Origin of the sequence: Pseudomonas sp. FBF18 (genome assembly GCF_024261405.1) — a bacterium.
GTDB classification, from domain to species: Bacteria; Pseudomonadota; Gammaproteobacteria; order Pseudomonadales; family Pseudomonadaceae; genus Aquipseudomonas; species Aquipseudomonas palmensis.
In genome coordinates, this window is the sequence record NZ_QKRS01000020.1 from 17,072 (window position 1) to 36,408 (window position 19,337).

17 protein-coding genes and 1 pseudogene are annotated in these 19,337 nt (G+C 63.8%); 14 read left to right on the plus strand and 4 right to left on the minus strand.

The genetic code is table 11. The features are described from left to right. Nucleotides 1–13 precede the first annotated feature (13 nt). The 13 genes and pseudogenes from paaK (at nucleotide 14) to DN387_RS23130 (ending at nucleotide 14,457) form a co-directional block, all read left to right on the plus strand. On the plus strand, nucleotides 14–1,330 hold the full coding sequence (paaK, locus tag DN387_RS23070) for a phenylacetate--CoA ligase PaaK (RefSeq protein ID WP_054915437.1): 1,317 nt from the start codon (nucleotides 14–16) through the stop codon (nucleotides 1,328–1,330). A gap of 229 nt (nucleotides 1,331–1,559) precedes the next feature. After that, nucleotides 1,560–2,549 carry a 1,2-phenylacetyl-CoA epoxidase subunit PaaA gene (paaA, locus tag DN387_RS23075; RefSeq protein ID WP_054915436.1) on the plus strand — a complete coding sequence of 330 codons (990 nt, stop codon included), beginning with the start codon at nucleotides 1,560–1,562 and terminating at the stop codon, nucleotides 2,547–2,549. 25 nt (nucleotides 2,550–2,574) lie between these two features. Then, nucleotides 2,575–2,856, plus strand: coding sequence for a 1,2-phenylacetyl-CoA epoxidase subunit PaaB (gene paaB, locus DN387_RS23080; RefSeq protein WP_043863004.1), 282 nt, complete (start codon nucleotides 2,575–2,577; stop codon nucleotides 2,854–2,856). Between the two features lie 8 nt (nucleotides 2,857–2,864). Next, nucleotides 2,865–3,629 (plus strand): 1,2-phenylacetyl-CoA epoxidase subunit PaaC, encoded by a 765-nt coding sequence (paaC, locus tag DN387_RS23085; RefSeq protein ID WP_043863003.1) that lies wholly within the window; start codon nucleotides 2,865–2,867, stop codon nucleotides 3,627–3,629. Beyond that, nucleotides 3,616–4,149 (plus strand): 1,2-phenylacetyl-CoA epoxidase subunit PaaD, encoded by a 534-nt coding sequence (gene paaD, locus DN387_RS23090; RefSeq protein ID WP_054915435.1) that lies wholly within the window; start codon nucleotides 3,616–3,618, stop codon nucleotides 4,147–4,149. Before paaC ends, paaD begins: the two co-directional genes overlap by 14 nt. Before the next feature lie 31 nt (nucleotides 4,150–4,180). Continuing rightward, the gene (gene paaE / locus DN387_RS23095) at nucleotides 4,181–5,257 is read left to right on the plus strand and encodes a 1,2-phenylacetyl-CoA epoxidase subunit PaaE (protein ID WP_054915434.1); all 1,077 of its coding nucleotides are present in this window, start codon (nucleotides 4,181–4,183) and stop codon (nucleotides 5,255–5,257) included. 170 nt (nucleotides 5,258–5,427) lie between these two features. After that, the gene (locus DN387_RS23100; RefSeq protein WP_043863000.1) at nucleotides 5,428–5,736 is read left to right on the plus strand and encodes a DUF485 domain-containing protein; all 309 of its coding nucleotides are present in this window, start codon (nucleotides 5,428–5,430) and stop codon (nucleotides 5,734–5,736) included. Then, a pseudogene (locus tag DN387_RS23105) lies at nucleotides 5,733–7,295 on the plus strand (cation acetate symporter); the annotation flags it as partial. The gene DN387_RS23100 and the pseudogene DN387_RS23105, both read left to right, overlap by 4 nt. A 31-nt stretch (nucleotides 7,296–7,326) precedes the next feature. Further along, nucleotides 7,327–8,568 (plus strand): OprD family porin, encoded by a 1,242-nt coding sequence (locus DN387_RS23110; protein WP_054915432.1) that lies wholly within the window; start codon nucleotides 7,327–7,329, stop codon nucleotides 8,566–8,568. Between the two features lie 32 nt (nucleotides 8,569–8,600). Further along, the gene (paaZ, locus tag DN387_RS23115; protein WP_054915431.1) at nucleotides 8,601–10,655 is read left to right on the plus strand and encodes a phenylacetic acid degradation bifunctional protein PaaZ; all 2,055 of its coding nucleotides are present in this window, start codon (nucleotides 8,601–8,603) and stop codon (nucleotides 10,653–10,655) included. Between the two features lie 235 nt (nucleotides 10,656–10,890). Continuing rightward, nucleotides 10,891–12,984, plus strand: coding sequence for a PQQ-dependent dehydrogenase, methanol/ethanol family (locus DN387_RS23120; protein ID WP_054915430.1), 2,094 nt, complete (start codon nucleotides 10,891–10,893; stop codon nucleotides 12,982–12,984). Between the two features lie 88 nt (nucleotides 12,985–13,072). Continuing rightward, entirely contained in the window at nucleotides 13,073–13,939 is an 867-nt protein-coding gene (locus DN387_RS23125; RefSeq protein WP_043862995.1) for a transporter, read from the plus strand. A gap of 128 nt (nucleotides 13,940–14,067) precedes the next feature. Continuing rightward, nucleotides 14,068–14,457 (plus strand): hypothetical protein, encoded by a 390-nt coding sequence (locus DN387_RS23130; protein WP_146095038.1) that lies wholly within the window; start codon nucleotides 14,068–14,070, stop codon nucleotides 14,455–14,457. 94 nt (nucleotides 14,458–14,551) lie between these two features. On the opposite strand, the gene DN387_RS23135 is transcribed toward DN387_RS23130, so the two are convergent. Beyond that, entirely contained in the window at nucleotides 14,552–15,799 is a 1,248-nt protein-coding gene (locus tag DN387_RS23135) for an MFS transporter (RefSeq protein ID WP_054915428.1), read from the minus strand. Between the two features lie 103 nt (nucleotides 15,800–15,902). On the opposite strand from DN387_RS23135, the gene DN387_RS23140 reads away from it, so the two are divergent. After that, nucleotides 15,903–16,871 (plus strand): AraC family transcriptional regulator, encoded by a 969-nt coding sequence (locus DN387_RS23140; protein ID WP_054915427.1) that lies wholly within the window; start codon nucleotides 15,903–15,905, stop codon nucleotides 16,869–16,871. A 126-nt stretch (nucleotides 16,872–16,997) separates the two neighbouring features. Here DN387_RS23140 and DN387_RS23145 read toward each other — a convergent pair whose 3' ends face one another. The 3 genes from DN387_RS23145 to DN387_RS23155 all read right to left on the minus strand — a co-directional run bounded on the left by DN387_RS23145 (nucleotide 16,998) and on the right by DN387_RS23155 (nucleotide 19,291). Then, nucleotides 16,998–17,306 carry a DUF3077 domain-containing protein gene (locus tag DN387_RS23145; RefSeq protein WP_054915426.1) on the minus strand — a complete coding sequence of 103 codons (309 nt, stop codon included), beginning with the start codon at nucleotides 17,304–17,306 and terminating at the stop codon, nucleotides 16,998–17,000. A 550-nt stretch (nucleotides 17,307–17,856) separates the two neighbouring features. After that, nucleotides 17,857–18,489 (minus strand): hypothetical protein, encoded by a 633-nt coding sequence (locus DN387_RS23150; protein WP_054915425.1) that lies wholly within the window; start codon nucleotides 18,487–18,489, stop codon nucleotides 17,857–17,859. Between the two features lie 181 nt (nucleotides 18,490–18,670). Further along, nucleotides 18,671–19,291, minus strand: a complete 621-nt coding sequence (locus DN387_RS23155) for a tyrosine-type recombinase/integrase (RefSeq protein ID WP_054915424.1) — start codon at nucleotides 19,289–19,291, stop codon at nucleotides 18,671–18,673. Nucleotides 19,292–19,337 lie beyond the last annotated feature (46 nt).

Genomic DNA, 19,337 nt, shown 5'->3' on the forward strand with positions numbered 1-19,337 from the left:
TCAGAGTGAACACATGAACATGGCCGCCTTGAACACTGCTGTACTCGACCCGCTGGAGACCGCCAGCATCGATGAACTGCGCCAGCATCAGCTTGACCGCCTGCGCTGGAGCCTGTCCCACGCCTACCAGAACGTGCCGCTGTACCGCCAGCGCTTCGACCAGTTGGGGGTGCACCCCGACGAGGTGCGTTCGCTGGACGACCTGGCCCGATTCCCGTTCACCACCAAGACCGACCTGCGCGACAACTACCCCTACGGCATGTTCGCCGTGCCCATGCATGACGTGGTGCGGGTGCACGCCTCCAGCGGCACCACCGGCAAGCCGACGGTGGTGGGCTACACGCAGAACGATATCGACACCTGGGCCAACGTGGTGGCGCGCTCGATCCGCGCCGCGGGCGGGCGCAAGGGCGACAAGGTGCATGTGTCGTACGGCTACGGGCTGTTCACCGGCGGGCTGGGCGCGCATTACGGCGCCGAACGCCTGGGCTGCACGGTGATCCCGATGTCGGGCGGGCAGACCGAGAAGCAGGTGCAGCTGATCAACGACTTTCAGCCGGACATCATCATGGTCACGCCCTCGTACATGCTCAACCTGGCCGACGAGATCGAGCGCCAGGGGCTGGACCCGCACAAGCTGGCGCTGCGCCTGGGGATCTTCGGTGCCGAGCCGTGGACCGACGAGCTGCGCCGCTCCATCGAGCAGCGCATGGGCATCACCGCGCTGGATATCTACGGGCTGTCGGAAATCATGGGCCCGGGCGTGGCCATGGAGTGCGCCGAGACCAAGGACGGGCCGACCCTCTGGGAAGACCACTTCTACCCCGAAATCATCGACCCGGTGACCGGTGCGGTGCTGCCCGACGGGCAGATGGGCGAGCTGGTGTTCACCTCGCTGAGCAAGGAGGCGCTGCCGATGATCCGCTACCGCACCCGCGACCTGACGCGACTGTTGCCCGGCACCGCGCGGCCAATGCGGCGCATCGACAAGATCACCGGGCGCAGCGACGACATGCTGATCGTGCGCGGGGTCAACGTGTTCCCGACCCAGGTCGAGGAACAGGTTCTGAAAATAAAACAGTTTTCAGAGTGCTATGAGATTTATCTGTATCGTGATGGAAATCTCGACACGGTGGATGTGCACGTGGAGCTGCGTGCCGAATGCCAGCACTACGACGAGGCCCAGCGCAGGCTGCTGACCGCCGAGCTGGGCAAGCAGATCAAGACCTACATCGGCATCAGCACGCGCATCGTGCTGCAGCCGTTGGGCACGCTGAAACGTTCGGAAGGCAAGGCCTGTCATGTGTATGACAAGCGTCTGGCCAGCTGATAGCTGATGGCTGCCGAAGCCCCGACCTGGTCGGGGCTTTTTTTTGTTCTTGGGTAAAGCGTGTTCCTGTGGGAGCGGGCTTGACCCGCGATGGAGCGCGTAGCGGTCCGCTTTCAGAGCAAAGCGATACAAAAAAACATTAGATACACTAAAAAGCTGTTTGATATTGAATTGTGTATCGCTTATAAATACTCCCATGCCCAACCAGCCTTGAGGCGGGAGCCCGAACATGTACGCACAGCTTGTAGAAACCGGCGTCAAACGCATCAAGTCCCTGGACGAGATGTCGCCCCAGGAACGTGCCTTCCAGGAAAAGATCGACGCCGAAATCAAGATCGAAGCCAAGAACTGGATGCCCGACGCCTACCGTCAGACCCTCATCCGCCAGATTTCCCAGCACGCCCACTCCGAGATCGTCGGCATGCTGCCCGAGGGTAACTGGGTCACCCGTGCCCCGACCCTCAAGCGCAAGCTGCAGCTGATGGCCAAGATCCAGGACGAAGCCGGCCACGGCCTGTACCTGTACAGCGCCATGGAAACCCTGGGCGCCGATCGCGACGAAGAGATCGCCAAGCTGCACAGCGGCAAGGCCAAGTACTCCAGCATCTTCAACTATCCGACCCTCAACTGGGCCGACATGGGCGCGGTGGGCTGGCTGGTGGATGGTGCGGCCATCGTCAACCAGGTGGTGCTGCAGCGCACCTCCTACGGCCCCTACGCACGGGCCATGGTGCGCATCTGCAAGGAAGAGAGCTTTCACCAGCGCCAGGGCTACGAGATTCTGCTGACCATGATGCGCCACGGCACCCAGGCCCAGAAGGACATGGTGCAGGACGCGATCAACCGCCTGTGGTGGCCGGCGCTGATGATGTTCGGCCCCAGCGACGACAACTCGCCCAACAGCGCGCAGTCGATGGCCTGGAAGATCAAGCGCCAGAGCAACGACGAACTGCGCCAGCGCTTCGTCGACCAGACCATCCCGCAGCTCGAACTGCTGGGCTGCACCGCTCCCGACCCCGACCTGAAGTGGAACGCCGAGCGCGGCCACTACGATTTCGGCGCCATCCAGTGGCAGGAATTCTTCGACGTGCTCAAGGGCAACGGCCCGTGCAACCAGGAACGCCTGGCCACCCGGCGCAATGCCATCGAAAGCGGCGCCTGGGTGCGTGAAGCCGCCGTCGCCTACGCCCGCAAACAACAGAACAAGAACGCCGCCTGAACCGGCGACTGATGGGAGATACACGATGTCTGTCTGGACCCTCTACGAAGTGTTCGTGCGCAGCAAGCACGGCCTGAACCACAAGCATGTGGGCAGCGTGCATGCCGCCGACGACGCCATGGCCATCGAGAACGCCCGCGAGCTGTACACCCGCCGCAGCGAAGGCGTAAGCCTGTGGGTGGTGCCTTCGGCGCTGATCGTGGCCTCCTCGCCGGACGAGAAGGACCCGCTGTTCGACCCGGCCGACGACAAGGTCTACCGGCACGCCAGCTTCTACGAGCTGCCCGACGAAGTCGGACACATGTGAGGTCGACCATGAACAGCACCCAAGACGATCTGATTCATTACCTGCTGCTGCTGGGCGACAGCGCCCTGATCCAGGGCCAGCGCCTGTGCGAGTGGTGTGGCAAGGCGCCGGCCATCGAGGAAGAGCTGGCGCTGATGAACGTTGGCCTGGACCTGGTGGGCCAGGCGCGCAACTGGCTGGACTACGCCGCCGAGCTGCTGGCCGACGGCCGCGATGCCGACGACCTGGCGTTTCGCCGCGACGAGCGCGCCTACCGCAACCTGCTGCTGGTGGAGCAGCCCAACGGCGACTTCGCCGTGACCATGGCCAAGCAGTTCCTGTTCGACGCCTGGCACCTGCAGGTGCTCAAGGGCCTGTGCGACTCCACCGACCTGCGCATCGCCGGCATCGCCGCCAAGGCGCTCAAGGAGGTCACCTACCACCTGCGTCGCTCCAGTGAATGGGTGCAGCGCCTGGGTGGCGGCACCGACGAAAGTCGCCGGCGCATGCTCGCGGCCATCGCGCAGGTGTGGCGCTTCACCGTGGAGCTGGCCAGCGGCAGCGAGGCTGAAACCCGCCTGGCTGCAGCGGGCATCGGCGCCGACCCGGCGCAGGTCGGCGCGGCATGGCTGCACCAGGTCGAGGCCACCTTCGCCTCGGTCGAACTGCCGCTGCCGCCTGCGGCCAGCCACTTCTACCTCAGCGGGCGTACCGGCATGCACACCGAGCACCTGGGCATCCTGCTGGCCGAAATGCAGTTTTTGCCACGGGCCTACCCCGATGCAACCTGGTGAGCTGATCGCCAGCGACCACGGTGCGCGGGCACTGCGGGCCGATGACCTGAGCCACGCCTGGACGGTGCTGGAGCAGGTGATGGACCCGGAAGTGCCGGTGGTCAGCGTGGTCGACCTCGGGATAGTGCGCGACCTGCACTGGCAGGCCGGCCACCTGCACCTTGTGGTCACGCCGACCTATTCGGGCTGCCCGGCCACCGAGGTGATCGAGGGCGATATCCGCCAGGCGCTGGAGCAGGCAGGGTTCGCCGCGCCGTGCCTGGAGCGGCGCCTGACGCCGGCCTGGAGCACCGACTGGATCACCGAGCAGGGGCGCGAGCGCCTGCGTGCCTATGGCATCGCGCCGCCCGTGGGCAGTGCCAGCAAGCGCAGCCTGCTGGGCGAAAGCCCGCAGGTGCTGTGCCCGGTGTGCGCCAGCAGCCACACCGAGCTGCTCAGCCAGTTCGGCTCCACGGCCTGCAAGGCCCTGTACCGGTGCCGCGAGTGCCTGGAACCTTTCGACTATTTCAAATGCATCTGAGCGCGCTGGCGCCGTGCAGCGGGAGAACAGCATGAGTCAATTTCACAGCCTGACCATCAAGGATGTGCGCGCCGAGACCCGCGATGCGGTGTCGATTGCCTTTGAGGTGCCGGCGCACCTGCAGGACGATTTCCGTTTCACGCAGGGCCAGTACCTGGTGATGCGCACGCAACTGGACGACGAGGAAGTGCGCCGTTCGTACTCGATCTGCAGCGGCGTGGAAGACGGCGAGCTGCGCGTGGCGATCAAGCGCGTGGCCGGCGGGCGCTTCTCGGCGTTTGCCAACGAGGTGCTCAAGGTCGGCCACAGCCTCGAAGTGATGCCGCCTTCGGGCAGCTTCCACGTGCCACTGGACCCGACCCGTCGCGGCAACTACCTGGCGGTGGCGGCGGGCAGTGGCATCACGCCGATCCTGTCGATCATCAAGACCACCCTGGAGCGCGAACCCGACAGCCGCTTCACCTTGCTCTACGGCAACCGCTCAAGCTCCGGCGCGCTGTTTCGCGACAAGCTCGAAGACCTGAAGAACCGCTACCTGCAACGCCTGAACCTGATCTTCGTGTTCAGCCGCGAGCAGCAGGACGTGGACCTGTACAACGGGCGCATCGACGCCGACAAGTGCGGTCAGCTTTTCTCGCGCTGGCTCGACCCCAGGGCGCTGGACGCCGCCTTCATCTGCGGCCCGCAGGCGATGACCGAGACCGTGCGCGACAGCCTCAAGGCCAATGGCATGGCGGGGGACAAGATCCATTTCGAGCTGTTCGCAGCGGCGGGCGACGAACGCAAGCGTGAAGCCCGCGAGGCGGCACGCCAGCTGGACGCCGCCGTCAGCCAGATCACCGTGATCAGCGACGGTCGGGCGCTGGCCTTCGACCTGCTGCGCAACACCGTCAGCGTGCTGGATGCCGGCAATGCCATCGGCGCCGAGCTGCCGTACTCGTGCAAGGCCGGGGTGTGCTCGACCTGCAAGTGCAAGGTCATCGAAGGGGAGGTGGAGATGGACAGCAACCACGCCCTGGAGGACTACGAAGTGGCGGCGGGGTATGTGCTGTCGTGCCAGACGTACCCGGTCAGCGACAGGGTGGTGCTGGACTTCGATCAGGTCTGATACCGCGTCGACTCAATCGCGGGTCAAGCCCGCTCCCACAGGTACAGCACCGGTCTTGAGGAGAGTGCAGACCCTGTGGGAGCGGGCTTGACCCGCGATGAGGCCCGCCCGAACACCGCAACACCTGTGTGCCCTGAAAACTAAAACAACAACACCAAGAGAGCGCCCCAATGACCCCCGAAGACATCGACAGCATCTGCAAGCACCCCGACTTCAAGCAACTGGTACGGCGCAAGCAGCGCCTGAACTGGTCGCTGACCCTGGCCATGCTGGTCATCTACTACGGCTTCGTGCTGCTGGTGGCGTTCTCCCCCAGCACCCTGGGGCAATCGCTCAGCGGCGGCGTGACCACCGTCGGCATGCTGGTCGGCGTGCTGGTGGTGCTGGTGTCCTTCGGCCTCACCGGGATCTACGTGTACCGCGCCAACAACGTGCTCGACCCGCTCAACGACAAGGTCCGCCAGGAGTGCGCGAAATGAACTGGACAGCCATCAGCATGTTCCTGCTGTTCGTCGTGTTCACCCTGGGCATCACCCGCTGGGCCGCACAGCGCACCCGTTCGGCCAGTGACTTCTACACCGCAGGCGGCGGCCTTACCGGCTTTCAGAACGGCCTGGCCATCGCCGGCGACATGATCAGCGCCGCCTCGTTCCTGGGCATTTCCGCGATGATGTTCCTCAACGGCTATGACGGCCTGCTGTACGCCCTGGGCGTGCTGGCCGGCTGGCCGATCATCCTGTTCCTGATTGCCGAGCGCCTGCGCAACCTGGGCAAGTACACCTTCGCCGACGTGGTGTCGTACCGCCTGGACCAGACCCCGGTACGCCTGACCTCGGCCCTGGGCACCCTGACCGTGGCACTGATGTACCTGGTGGCGCAGATGGTCGGCGCCGGCAAGCTGATCGAGCTGCTGTTCGGCATCAGCTACCTGTATGCGGTGATGCTGGTGGGCGTGCTGATGGTGTTCTACGTGACCTTCGGCGGCATGCTCGCCACCACCTGGGTACAGATCATCAAGGCCGTGCTGCTGCTCTCGGGCACCAGCTTCATGGCGTTCATGGTGCTCAAGCACTTTGGTTTCAGCACCGAGGCGATGTTCAGCGCCGCCACCGAGGTGCACGCCAAGGGCACCGCGATCATGGCCCCGGGCGGGCTGCTGTCCAACCCCATCGACGCGATTTCCCTGGGCCTGGGCATGATGTTCGGCACCGCCGGGCTGCCGCATATCCTGATGCGCTTCTTCACCGTGAGTGACGCCAAGCAAGCGCGCAAGAGCGTGTTCTACGCCACCGGCTTCATTGGCTACTTCTACCTGCTACTGATCATGGTGGGCTTCGGCGCCATCGTGATGGTCGGCACCGACGCAAGCTACCGCGACGTCAACGGCGCGATCATCGGCGGCGGCAACATGATCGCCGTGCACCTGGCCCAGGCCGTGGGCGGCAACCTGTTCCTGGGCTTCATCTCGGCCGTGGCCTTCGCCACCATCCTGGCAGTGGTGGCCGGGCTGGCGTTGTCCGGCGCCTCGGCGGTGTCCCACGACCTGTACGCCTGCGTGATCCGCAAGGGCCAGGCCACCGAGAAGGAAGAGATGCGCGTGTCGCGCATCGCCACCCTGGCCATCGGCGTGCTGGCGATCATCCTGGGCCTGATGTTCGAGTCGCAGAACATCGCGTTCCTGTCCGGGCTGGTGCTGGCGATTGCCGCCTCGGTGAATTTCCCGGTGCTGTTCCTCTCGATGTACTGGAAGGGCCTGACCACCCGTGGCGCGGTGATCGGCAGCATGAGCGGGCTGGTCTCGGCCATCGTGCTGCTGGTGCTCAGCCCGGCGGTGTGGGTCAACGTGCTGCACAACGAAACGGCGCTGTTCCCCTACAGCAACCCGGCGCTGTTCTCCATGAGCCTGGCGTTCCTGGGCGCATGGGTGTTCTCGGTCACCGACACCTCGGAGCGGGCAGCGCAGGAACGCGGCCGCTACCTGGCGCAGTTCATCCGCTCGATGACCGGCATCGGTGCCGCAGGCGCAAGCAAACACTAATAAACCAAAACGATTGTCGGGTATAAAAATAATGAACCACATTCGCTTCATGCCGGCTTCGCTGCTGGCCGGCTTCGCCTTGCCCCTGGTCGCCACGCCGGCCCTGGCCGACTTCATCGACGACAGCCATGCCAAGGTCGAGTTGCGCAACCACTACATCAACCGCGATTTTCGCCAGAGCAACGCGCCGCAATCCAAGGCCGAGGAGTGGGCCCAGGGTTTTACCGTGAAGTTCGAGTCCGGCTTCACCGATGGCCCGATCGGGGTAGGCGTCGACGCCATGGGGCAACTGGGCATCAAGCTCGACTCCAGCCGTGATCGGCGCGGCACCGGGCTGCTGCCGTTCGGGCCCGACAGCCTGGAACCGGCCGACGACTACAGCGAGCTGGGCCTGACCGCCAAGCTGCGCGCCTCAAAGAGCGTGCTGCGCCTGGGTACCTTGCAGCCGATCCTGCCGGTGGTGGTGTACAACGACACCCGCCTGCTGGCCGCCAGCTTTCAGGGCGGCCTGCTGACCAGCCAGGAGATCGACGGCCTGACGTTCAACGCCGGGCGGCTGACCAAGGCCAACCTGCGCGATTCCTCCAGCCGCGACGACATCGGCTACGGCGCGGCCAGCAGCGACCGCTTCGATTTTGGTGGCGGCACCTATGCCTTCACCCCGCAACTGAACCTGACCTACTACTACGCCAAGCTCGACCAGATCTACCGTCAGCAGTTCGTCGGCCTGGTGCACACCCAGCCGCTGGGCGAGGGCCTGAGCCTGCGCAGCGACCTGCGCTATTTCGACAGCCGTGGCGACGGCGCCGAGCGGGCAGGGCGCATCGAAAACCGCAACTTCAACGGCATGTTCACCCTGGCCAGCGGCGCGCACAAGGTCAGTGCCACCTTCCAGCAGATGTCGGGCGACAGCGCCTTCCCGTTCCTCAACGGCGGCGACCCGTACACCGTCAACCTGGTGACCTACAACACCTACACCCGCGCCGGGCTCGACTCCTGGCAACTGCGCTACGACTACGACTTCGTCGCCCTGGGCATTCCGGGCCTGAGCTTCATGACCCGCTACACCGACGGGCGTCATGCCAGGACCGCGACCGTGGACAACGGCCGCGAGCGCGAACGCGACACCGACATCACCTACGTGGTGCAGAGCGGCCCGTTGAAGAACGTCAGCCTGCGCTGGCGCAACGTCACCTTCCGCTCAGGCAACGGCTTGACCAACAGCCTGGACGAGAACCGCCTGATCATCGGCTACACCCTGGCGCTGTGGTAAGCGCGCCCCTTAAAAGAACCGGAGGACACCTCATGTCTGTTGCCCCAACCTTGCAAAGCTTCATCGCCGGCCGCTGGCTCGGCCAGCATGGCGCGCAGCCGCTGCGCAGCGCCCTGGACGGGCACGTATTGGCGTACAGCCATGAAGAGCGGCCCGACTTTGCCGAAGCCATCGAGCATGCGCGCCGTGAGGGCCTGCGCAGCCTGATGGCGATGGACTTCCAGCAGCGTGCCGCGCGGCTCAAGGCCCTGGCGCTGTACCTGGCCGAGCGCAAGGAACAGCTCTACGCACTGTCCCACCACAGCGGCGCAACCCGCGCCGACAGCTGGATCGACATCGAGGGCGGCAACGCCACGCTGTTCGCCTATGCCGGCATCGGCAGCCGCGAACTGCCCTCGGGCAACCTGCTGCACGAAGGCCCGGCCATCCCGCTGGGCAAGCAGGGCACCTTCGCCGGCAGCCACATCCTGGTGCCGCGTGCGGGGCTTGCGGTGCACATCAACGCGTTCAACTTCCCGATCTGGGGCATGCTCGAAAAGTTCGCGCCGACCTTTCTGGCCGGCATGCCGTGCATCGTCAAGCCAGCCACCTCCACCAGCTACCTGACCGAGGCGGTGGTGCGCCTGATGGATGAGTCCGGCCTGCTGCCGGCCGGCAGCCTGCAACTGGTGGTGGGCAGCACCGGCGACCTGCTCGACCGCCTGCAAGGCCAGGACGTGGTGACCTTCACCGGTTCTGCCGATACCGCGGCCAAGCTGCGGGTGACCCCGAACCTGATCCGCCACTCGGTGCCGTTCACCGCCGAGGCCGACTCGCTCAACTGCGCGATCCTGGGCCCGGACGTGAAGCCGGACGATGCCGAGTTCGACCTGTACATCAAGGAAGTGGTGCGCGAGATGACCACCAAGGCGGGGCAGAAGTGCACCGCCATCCGCCGCGCCATCGTGCCGGCCAAGCACCTGGACGCCGTGGCCACGCGCCTGCGCGAGCGCCTGAGCAAGGTGGTGGTGGGCGACCCGTCGGTGGAGGGCGTGCGCATGGGCGCGCTGGCTTCCCATGACCAGCAGCGCGATGTGGGCGAGCGGGTGCGCAGCCTGCTGCAGAGCTGCGACCAGCTGTTCGGTGCCAGCGATGGTTTCGAGCCTCGGGGCGAGGGCGTGAGCGAAGGGGCGTTCTTTGCGCCGACCCTGCTGCAGGCACGCGACCCGCATGCCGACGGCGGTGCCCACGACATCGAGGCCTTCGGCCCGGTGAGCACGCTGATGGCCTACCACGACCTGGACGAAGCGCTGGCGCTGGCCGCGCGTGGCAAGGGCAGCCTGGTGGCCAGCCTGGTGACCGCCGACCGCGAGGTGGCAGCCAAGGCCATTCCGGTGGCTGCGGCCTGGCACGGTCGGTTGCTGATCCTCGATAGCGAGGCGGCGGCGGAGTCCACCGGGCACGGTTCGCCTTTGCCGCAGCTCAAGCACGGTGGCCCTGGGCGTGCCGGTGGCGGTGAAGAGCTGGGCGGGCTGCGGGCGGTCAAGCACTACCTGCAGCGTGCGGCAGTGCAGGGTTCGCCGAGCATGCTGATGGCGGTGACCGGCGAGTATGTGCGCGGTGCCCAGGTGTTCGAGAGCGAGGTGCACCCGTTCCGTCGTCACTTCGAAGAGCTGCGCATCGGCGAGTCGCTGCTGACCCATCGGCGTACCGTGACCGAGGCGGACCTGGTGAACTTCGGCTGCCTGTCGGGGGATCATTTCTACATGCACTTCGACGACATTGCGGCCAGGCAGTCGCAGTTCGGCAAGCGCATTGCGCATGGCTACTTCGTGCTGTCGGCGGCGGCGGGGCTGTTCGTGTCGCCGGGCGAGGGGCCGGTGCTGGCCAACTATGGCCTGGACACCCTGCGTTTCATCAGCCCGGTGGGCATTGGCGACACCATCCAGGCGCGCCTGACCTGCAAGCGCAAGATCGACCAGGGCAAATCCAGCCCGCTGGGCCAGCCGCAAGGGGTGGTGGCGTGGGATGTGGAAGTGACCAACCAGCTGGGTGAGCTGGTGGCCAGCTACGACATCCTGACGCTGGTGCTCAAGCGCCCGGTGTAACGCCGAGCGCTGCGCGCTCGATCGCGGGTCAAGCCCGCTCCCACAAGGATTATCGCCATCCCTGTGGGAGCGGGCTTGACCCGCGATGGGCTACGCAGCAGCCTCCGCAATATGGCACGCACACAAAAATACCTGGCACACACGCAAGCGCTTTACCCCCTCCGACTTTGCTCTAATCCCGTCATGGCCTGCCACGCCACTCATTGATCCACCCAGAACGGGATAACAATAAAAAATGAAACGCTTGATGCCGCTTGCCGTGCTCTACGTGTCAACGCTCGCCCACGCCGGCACGCCCGGCAACATCGACGCCAACCGACTGCTCAACGCCAACCAAGACGCCGCCAACTGGCTCGCCCACGGGCGTACCTACGACGAACAACGCTTCAGCCCGCTGACCCGCATCAACGACCAGAACGTCGCCGGGCTTGGCCTGGCCTGGACGCAGAAGCTCGATATCGATCGCGGTACCGAAGCCACCCCCATCGTGGTCGACGGCGTGATGTACACCACCGGTGCCTTCAGCATCGTGTATGCCTTCGACGCCGCCAGCGGCAAACCGCTGTGGAAGTACGACCCCAAGATCCCCATGGAAAAACTCAGCCAGGGCTGCTGCGACGTGGTCAACCGCGGTGTGGCCGTGTGGCAGGGCAAGGTCTACGTGGGCAGCTTCGATGGGCGCCTGATCGCCCTCGATGCGGCCACCGGCAAGGAGGTGTGGAGCGTCGACACCGTTCTGGACCCCAACAAGAGCTACACCATCACCGGCGCCCCGCGCATCGTCAAAGGCAAGGTGCTGATCGGCAACGGCGGCGCCGAGTTCGGCGTGCGCGGCTATATCACCGCCTACGATGCCGATACCGGCAAGCAGGCCTGGCGCTTCTTCACCGTGCCCGGCGACCCGGCGCTGCCACCGGAAAACGAGGCCATGGCCAAGGCCATGAAAACCTGGAAGGGCAATGGCTGGGTCAAGTGGGGCGGTGGCGGCACGGTGTGGGACTCGATGTCCTACGACCCCGAGCTGGACCTGCTGTACGTCGGCACCGGCAACGGCTCGCCGTGGAACTACCAGTTCCGCAGCCAGGGCGAGGGCGACAACCTGTACCTGTCGTCGATCGTCGCGCTGCGCCCGGAAACCGGCGAATACGTGTGGCACTTCCAGGTGACGCCCGGCGATCGCTGGGACTTCACCGCCACCCAGCAGATCGTGCTGGCCGACATCCAGATCGACGGCAAGACCCGCAAGGTGCTGATGCAGGCACCCAAGAACGGCTTCTTCTATGTGATCGACCGCACCAACGGCGAATTCATCTCGGGCAACAACTTCGTGCAGGTGAACTGGGCCAGCGGCCTGGACCCCAAGACCGGGCGCCCCATCCTCACCGACCAGGCCGACTACGCCAAGGCGCCGAAGGTGATACAGCCAAGCTTCCTCGGCGGCCACAGCTGGCACCCGATGTCGTACAACCCCAACACCGGCTATGTGTACATCCCGGCCCAGGACACCGTGGCCGAACTCAAGGCCGCCGACAAGCCGCTGTTCCTGCCGACCAAGTCGGTGGTCAACTTCGGCCTGGACGTGCCCGACCTGCCGGAAGACCCGAAAGTGTTCAACCAGATCCGCAGCGCCTGGCGCGGCCACCTGATTGCCTGGGACCCGGTCAAACAGCAGGCCGCCTGGACCCACGACTATGTCGAGTCCGGCAACGGCGGCACCCTCAGCACCGCCGGCAACCTGGTGTTCCAGGGCACCTCGGACGGCCGCGTCATGGCCTTCAGCGCCGACAAGGGCAAGCAGTTGTGGGAGCACCGCGCCAACTCCGGCGTGCTCGGCGGGCCGGTCACCTATGAGGTCAAGGGCGAGCAGTACGTGGCGTTCATGGCCGGCTGGGGCGGCATCATGCCGCTGATCGCAGGCGGCCTGACCGACAAGGGCAAGGTCCAGCCAGAGTCCCGCGTGCTGGTGTTCAAGCTCGGCGCCAAGGGCGAACTGCCGCCGCCGCGCAAGGCGCCGGTGCTGCCACCGCAAGTGCCCGCGCTGACCGCCTCGGCGGATGAAATCGCCCAGGGCCGCACCCTGTTCAACGGCATGTGCGGTGCCTGCCACGGCCTCAACGCCGCCAGCGGCGGGGTGATCCCCGACCTGCGCTACCTGAGCCCGGACAAGCACCAGGCCTTCGTCGGCATCGTCAGCGGTGCGTTCATGAGCAAGGGCATGCCGAGCTTTGCCGGGGTGCTGGACATGCCGCAGATGCAACTGATCCAGCAATACATCATCAAGCGCAGCCTTGACCTGCGCGCCGCCGCCGACGCCACTGCGGCGCAGTAAGCCACCCCTCGACCCCGCTCGCCAGGCGTGCGAGCGGGGCAGCCTCAACCCGTTCCAATAACAATTAACCGGTAGACAGGTGACCCCCATGAAAGCGCTTTTGCACAAAGGCGGCGCATTGCCGTGCTCGCTGTTCCTTGCCCTGTGCGCCAGCCCCGCGCTGGCCGATGTACGCCCCGACTCCGGCGACTATGCCGCGCTGCCACCGGGCACCGACCTGGCCTTGCTGTACCAGCAGAACCCGCGCATCGACCGCTCGTACATGGGCGGCAAGCGCGCCGCCGACAACCTCGACCTGGACCTGACCGTGGGCGTGCTGCGTCTGGTGCACTTCACCGAGTTCTTCAACACCGGCCTGATCTGGGACCCGCAGATCATCATCCCCTACGGCCATCAGGAAATCGGCGCCACCGGCCAGAAGAACAGCGGCCTGGGCGACATCACCTTCGGCGCCACGGTGTGGAGCCTGGCCGACATGGAGCGCAACCGCCACCTGGGCTGGTCGCTGTTCGTCACCGCGCCCACCGGCGCCGACAAGAACCAGGGCTTTGCCCTGAGCGGCAACCGCTGGGCGGCGGACTTCCAGGTGGGCTATGTGCACGGCTTCAACGAACGCTGGACGTGGGACGTGATCGCCGAGACCGAGTTCTACCAGGAGCAGCGCGACACCGGTGCGCACCGTGACCCGCTGATCCAGCTGCACAACCACCTGCGCTACAACTTCACCCCGGCCACCTCGGTGGCGCTGTCGTACCGGCACAACTGGGGCTCGCGCGAGACGCTGGACGGGCAGACCCTGGAAACCAGCCACAACAACGGCACGGTCGGGCTGTCGGCGACCACGATGCTGGGCAAGCAGTGGCAGGTGATGGGGCAGTACTGGCGGGATGTGGACGTGCGCTCGGGGCCGATGACCGACCATTCGCTGCAGTTCAGGTTGGCGTATATCTACTGAGGCGAGCCTGACGCACACCGGGTGAGGGGCACCCGGTGTGGTCACACGCCATGGCCGGGCTTAGACTGCGTGGCTTGGGCCTGTCAGTCGCCACGCGCCGGGCCGGACACTTGAACTGTGACGTGAACATGAAGCTCAAACTGTGCCTGCTGCTGCTTGTCTGCCCACCGCTGTTGGCCCAGGAGTTCGCCTGCCAACTGGGTGGCAAGATCGTTCCCGTTGCCGAGTATCGGCAGCCGACCCCTGTCTTCACCCGGCTGAAAAATGACGGGCATCCGATGACGGCCTTCGGCTTTTCAATTGCGCACAGTCAGGTGCTGGGGGCCGACAAAGCCGCGCGTGACTATTGCCAGTCGCTGATCGCAACAACGCGCACCGTGCTGTTGTCAGGTCAGTACCCGGCTGATCACTTTCACCCGGGCCAGACCCTGTCGCTCAAGCATGTGCATCGCGACCGCCATGTCTGGCCTTACTGGCCAGACTATTACTGGCTCGCAGATAGCCCCCGGGGCCGCTGACCGATTCTTCGCTGCCGCGTCGCCTGGCGTGTATCGACCAAGGGGAGGGCGGCGCGCAAGGCGCTATCGCGGATCGCGCCGCAGAGCTGAATCATCAGTGGCGCGCCGACCGGTTCAGCACAGCGCCCTCTACCGAAGGTACTCGCACCCGCAGTGCAATCAGCACCGCGGCCAGCAGCATCAGCACGGCCGCCGCCACGAATACGCCTGCGCTGCCACCGAGGCTGAACATTGCCCCACCCGCGGCTGCGCCTGTGGCGATGGCCGACTGTACCGACGCTACCACCATGCCCCCGGCGCTTTCCGCCTGGTCAGGGACCGCGTTGGCGACCCAGTTCGACCACGCCACCGGCACACCGCCAAAGGCCAGGCCCCACACCGCCAGCAGTACGGCCTGCCCTGGCACCGACGCCGGCAACAGGACCAGCGCCAGTGCCGCAACGCCCACCAGCGCGGGCATCGACACCAGGGTGGCCAGCGGGTAACGAGCAAGCATCCACCCGGCCACCAGGGTGCCGACAAAGTTCGCCACACCAAAACCCAGCAACATCAGCGACAGCCCTTGCGGGCCAATGCCGGTCGTGCCTTCGAGGAATGGCCGAACATACGTGAACATCGCGAAGTGGCCGCTGTGCACCAGCACACAACCGAACATCCCCATGGCAATGCCTGGGCGCAGCAATACTTCAAGCACCGTGCGCAGGCGTGCCGGGCGGCGCGGCGCAAGGCTCGGCAGCGTGATTGACTGGAACGCCAGGGTCACCACCCCCACCGCCGCCGCTGCAAAGAACGCGCTGCGCCAGCCATATAGCCCACCCAGATAACTACCCAGCGGGACCGCAACCACCGTCCCGATGGCGATGCCACTGAAAATGATCGAGAGCGCTCGCGGCAACAAAGCCCCCGGCACCAGACGCATCGCCACCGCCGCCGCCATGCTCCAGAACCCGCCAAGCGCGATGCCCAGCAAGATACGCATCAGCAACAGCACCACGAAACTGGAGGAAGCGGCGACCAACAGATTGGACGCGATCATCAACGTGGAAAAAGCCAGCAACACCCAGCGGCGATCGATACTGCGAGTCAGGCCTGGCACCAACAGGCCGGCGAACAGCGCCACCACGGCTGTCACCGTTACCGCCTGGCCAGCCAGCGCTTCGGATACCCCCAGCTCGGTCGCCATCGGCGTCAACAGGCTGGCCGGAAGGTACTCCGCGGTCAGCAAGCCGAACACGCCCATGGCCAGCGAGAACACAGCCATCCACGCGGGGGTTGCAGGTTCTGCATCCGGCCCGGCGCCGGGACGGCTGTCGGGTACGGCATTGCAAACAAGGTCAGTCATTGCACGGATCTCCCAATCTTCAATTGCGACCCGCAGTCTAGGCGCGAGAATCCGGATGATCTATGATCGAAAAACTCGATTTTTTGACCAGAACACCTGAATCATGCCGACGGACCCATCTGCCTTCTCTTCCGATCTCATCAACGAGCTGTTGCGCGGCATGCGCCTGCGCGGTGTCGACTACCGGCGTATCCAGGCGGGCCCGGCCTTCGGCTTGGGCTTCGCTGCCAAACCCGGGCATGCCTGGTTCCACTTCCTGGCGGTCGGCAACGCGGTGCTGCGCATGGAAGACGGCACAACCTATGCGCTGTGCGCCGGTAACGCCGTCTTCATCTCCCATGGCGCGGCCCATCAATTGCTCTCGGATACACAGGTGCCCGTGCAGCAAATCGACCTTCTGGACGGCGAGCCTCTGGGCGACGCCGTCAGCGCGGTGGACACCGGAACCGAGGCCGGCGCCATGCCGGCCACGCTTTTGTTCAGTGGCTGCATGGAGTTCGAATTGGGCAGCCTGCATGGCCTTGGCAAGCTGATGCCGGGCCTGATGCTGATTGATGCCGGCGGCCAGCGTTACCCAGGGCTGGTGCCTATTCTCACCACCATGGAGCGCGAGGTCAGCGCCGCACGCATCGGCTTCGCCGGCATCCTCGCGCGATTGGCCGACGTGGTCGCCGCCATGGTCGTTCGAGGTTGGGTCGAGTGCGCCTGCGGTAACGCCTCTGGCCTGGTTGCCGCCCTGCGCGATCCGCGCCTGGCCGGTGCACTGCTGGCGCTGCATCAACAACCGGGCCGCGACTGGACCGTCGAGCAGTTGGCGGAGCAATGCAATACGTCCCGCTCGGTCTTTGCGGAGCGTTTTCAATTGACGATTGGCATGACCCCGCTGCGCTACGTCACCGAAGTGCGAATGCGGCTTGCCAGCCAGTGGCTGACGCTGGAAAGGTTGCCAATTGAAGAGGTTGCGCAGCGTTTGGGCTATACGTCTCAGGCGGCGTTCAGTCGGGCGTTCAAGCGTGTTACGGGTAAGACGCCTGGGTTGAGTCGCAGGTTAAGGCAGTCGGCTGCCGTCTGAAACTGAGTGGGATGGGCGAGTGGGCCATCTTGGGCGGCCTTGGCACTATTTGAGACAAGGCCGAACGCGGTCGCTCGCACCTCTTTGCTTTCGATAGGCCGCGTGTGCGGCCCGTGTGTTGCGTCATCAACTACTGACCGCTTTGGCCTCCATGCCATCAAGCACCGACTCGATCAATGCGTTGCTCAATTCCAGCGAATGTTGCGAGGCCATCAGCAGGCTTTTGAACTGCTCATCGGCGCGTTCGCAGGCTTGTGCGGTGGTGTCCCTTGCACACTGGATCATGATCGACAGGTAGACCAGCGCATCTTCGAGCTTGATGTCTTCGCGCACGGAAAACAGGGGAGGGTGATCGCCGTGGCAACAGCCGAAGGAGGTGTAGGCGGGTTTGCGCGGGGTGTTGGTGAGCGGGGGATCAGGGACGATTTTTGTCATTGTGCAGCTCCTTGATTGGTGGAGCCGACCAGCATCGTGACCAAACGATGGGTGGCGGCTGTACGCAGGTTGGTCAACCGGGAATCAAGGAACCCGGCGCGCACGAATGCGCCCCACGCACAGCCGCCATAACACGAAACAGCAGACACAAAAAAGCGCCACTGATTCGGATGCGGCGCTTTGTGCGCCTTGATTTATCTCAGGTGACCAAACCTGGACGCTGGATTTACAGCGACTGAGCAAGGTTAACGGGGTTGGGGTGGGGATTCAAGTTTCTGGCTGAGGGAAGGACGAGGCGTTACCGTCTGAGAGCTGATGCATTCATTTTGACGATCTGGCTTGCTTTTGAATTCAAAGGTTTGAGGCGCGCAGAGTGGCCTGCGCTTGAGGCTGACCAATACGTTGCAGTCTGTTGCGGCAGCTAGAGATTCTGGCCGTATGCGGTCTTTGGTGAAAGACCGCTAACAACCCACAGCAGCCATTCACGAAGGGCCGCATTCGGCCAATGCCGCAGCAGTGGGCGCCGCAGCATGAGTGCGAAGACCTTTAATTACTCGACCTTGTTACCTGGCAATGGGGCCGTATGAATTTCGTCAAACATAGCGGTTGCCACTGAAGCAGCATAAACAATGTATTTCACATCACTTTCTTTGCTCTTGACTTCATAAATTTCACAAAGAAGACTTTTGTTGTTCTTGGGCAACACTGCAGGCGACCAGGATGAAGGGCTCTTGAAGTTATACTCAGGGCCTTTGTACATTAAGGATTTTATGCCAACAACGGTGCGCTTGTATTTTTGTCTGTCAGGTCTTTTGGAGTTTTCATAGTCGCCTATAAATGATCCTAAAGAACCGGAGACAACATCTATGCACTCCTTGTCTAGCGCGGTCTCATAATCAGCAGCCGCGTATGTTCCAACGCTGCCATGGTTGGAATAGAATTTTTGTCGGGGCGTCAATTTCTCTTCTGGCTGCTTGGGTTTATATTCATCACCCTCGAAATGGTATTCAATGTACCCTCGCGAAATATCCACCCTGTTGTATATTTTTCTCTTTTCTATCACGTCTTCAAAAGTGTACCAGCGATGCTCAATTAGTGTGTGCTCGACGTCTAGCCCGCTCGCCATCACTTTTAAAGAAAGCGCGGAGCCGAACAGGATATATGCAATGTTGATACTTTTCATGAGCTCGCCCAGGGCATGGTTTTTTTAAGTTTACTTGATTCTAGCCAGTGCACGGTAGAGTTGTAAATTTATCTAATGGCAAAATCAACCTCATCAATTGAATTGCCCCGCTTGTAGACGCGTCGTATGACCGCTTTTGGCCGGTTAGCGACGGTCTGGCTTAGACCGCCGCTATGCATGATCAAACCTCGGTCTGTTCTGCCATCTCCAGAGCGTCATCGACCTCAATCCCCAAATATCGAACGGTGCTTTCCAGCTTCGTATGGCCGAGCAGCAGTTGAACCGCCCGCAGGTTCTTCGTCCTGCGATAGATAAGCGATGCCTTCGTACGTCTCATCGTATGAGTGCCATACATGGCTGGATCAAGGCCAACGGCCTTCACCCAGCCTTTGACGATGCGAGCGTACTGCCGAGTGGATAGATGGTCTGAGGTATGCAGTCGGCTAGGGAAAAGGCAGTCCTCGCTGCGTAGCTGGGCCTGATGTATCCAAGCCGCGACAGCGGACCGTGTTTGTTCAGTAATCTCGAACTGGACTGGCCGGTGCGTTTTCTGCTGCATCACCATGGCTCGTGAGGACACCTGTTCGCCATGGGCAACGTCGCGCACACAGAGCTTGGTTAAGTCGCAGGCTCGAAGCTTGCTGTCTATGGCCAGATCGAAGAGAGCCAGGTCACGGGTTCTCTCTCCAATTTGAAGCCTTACTCGGATAGCCCAGATATCTCTCAGTCGGAGGGGGGCTTTCTGCCCGACCAATTTTCCTTTGTTCCAGGGCTGACGGCCGCAGGTTACGATGATGTTCATAGCAAATCCTCCACGTGTGGGAGGACAAGGATGGTTAACCAGAGCA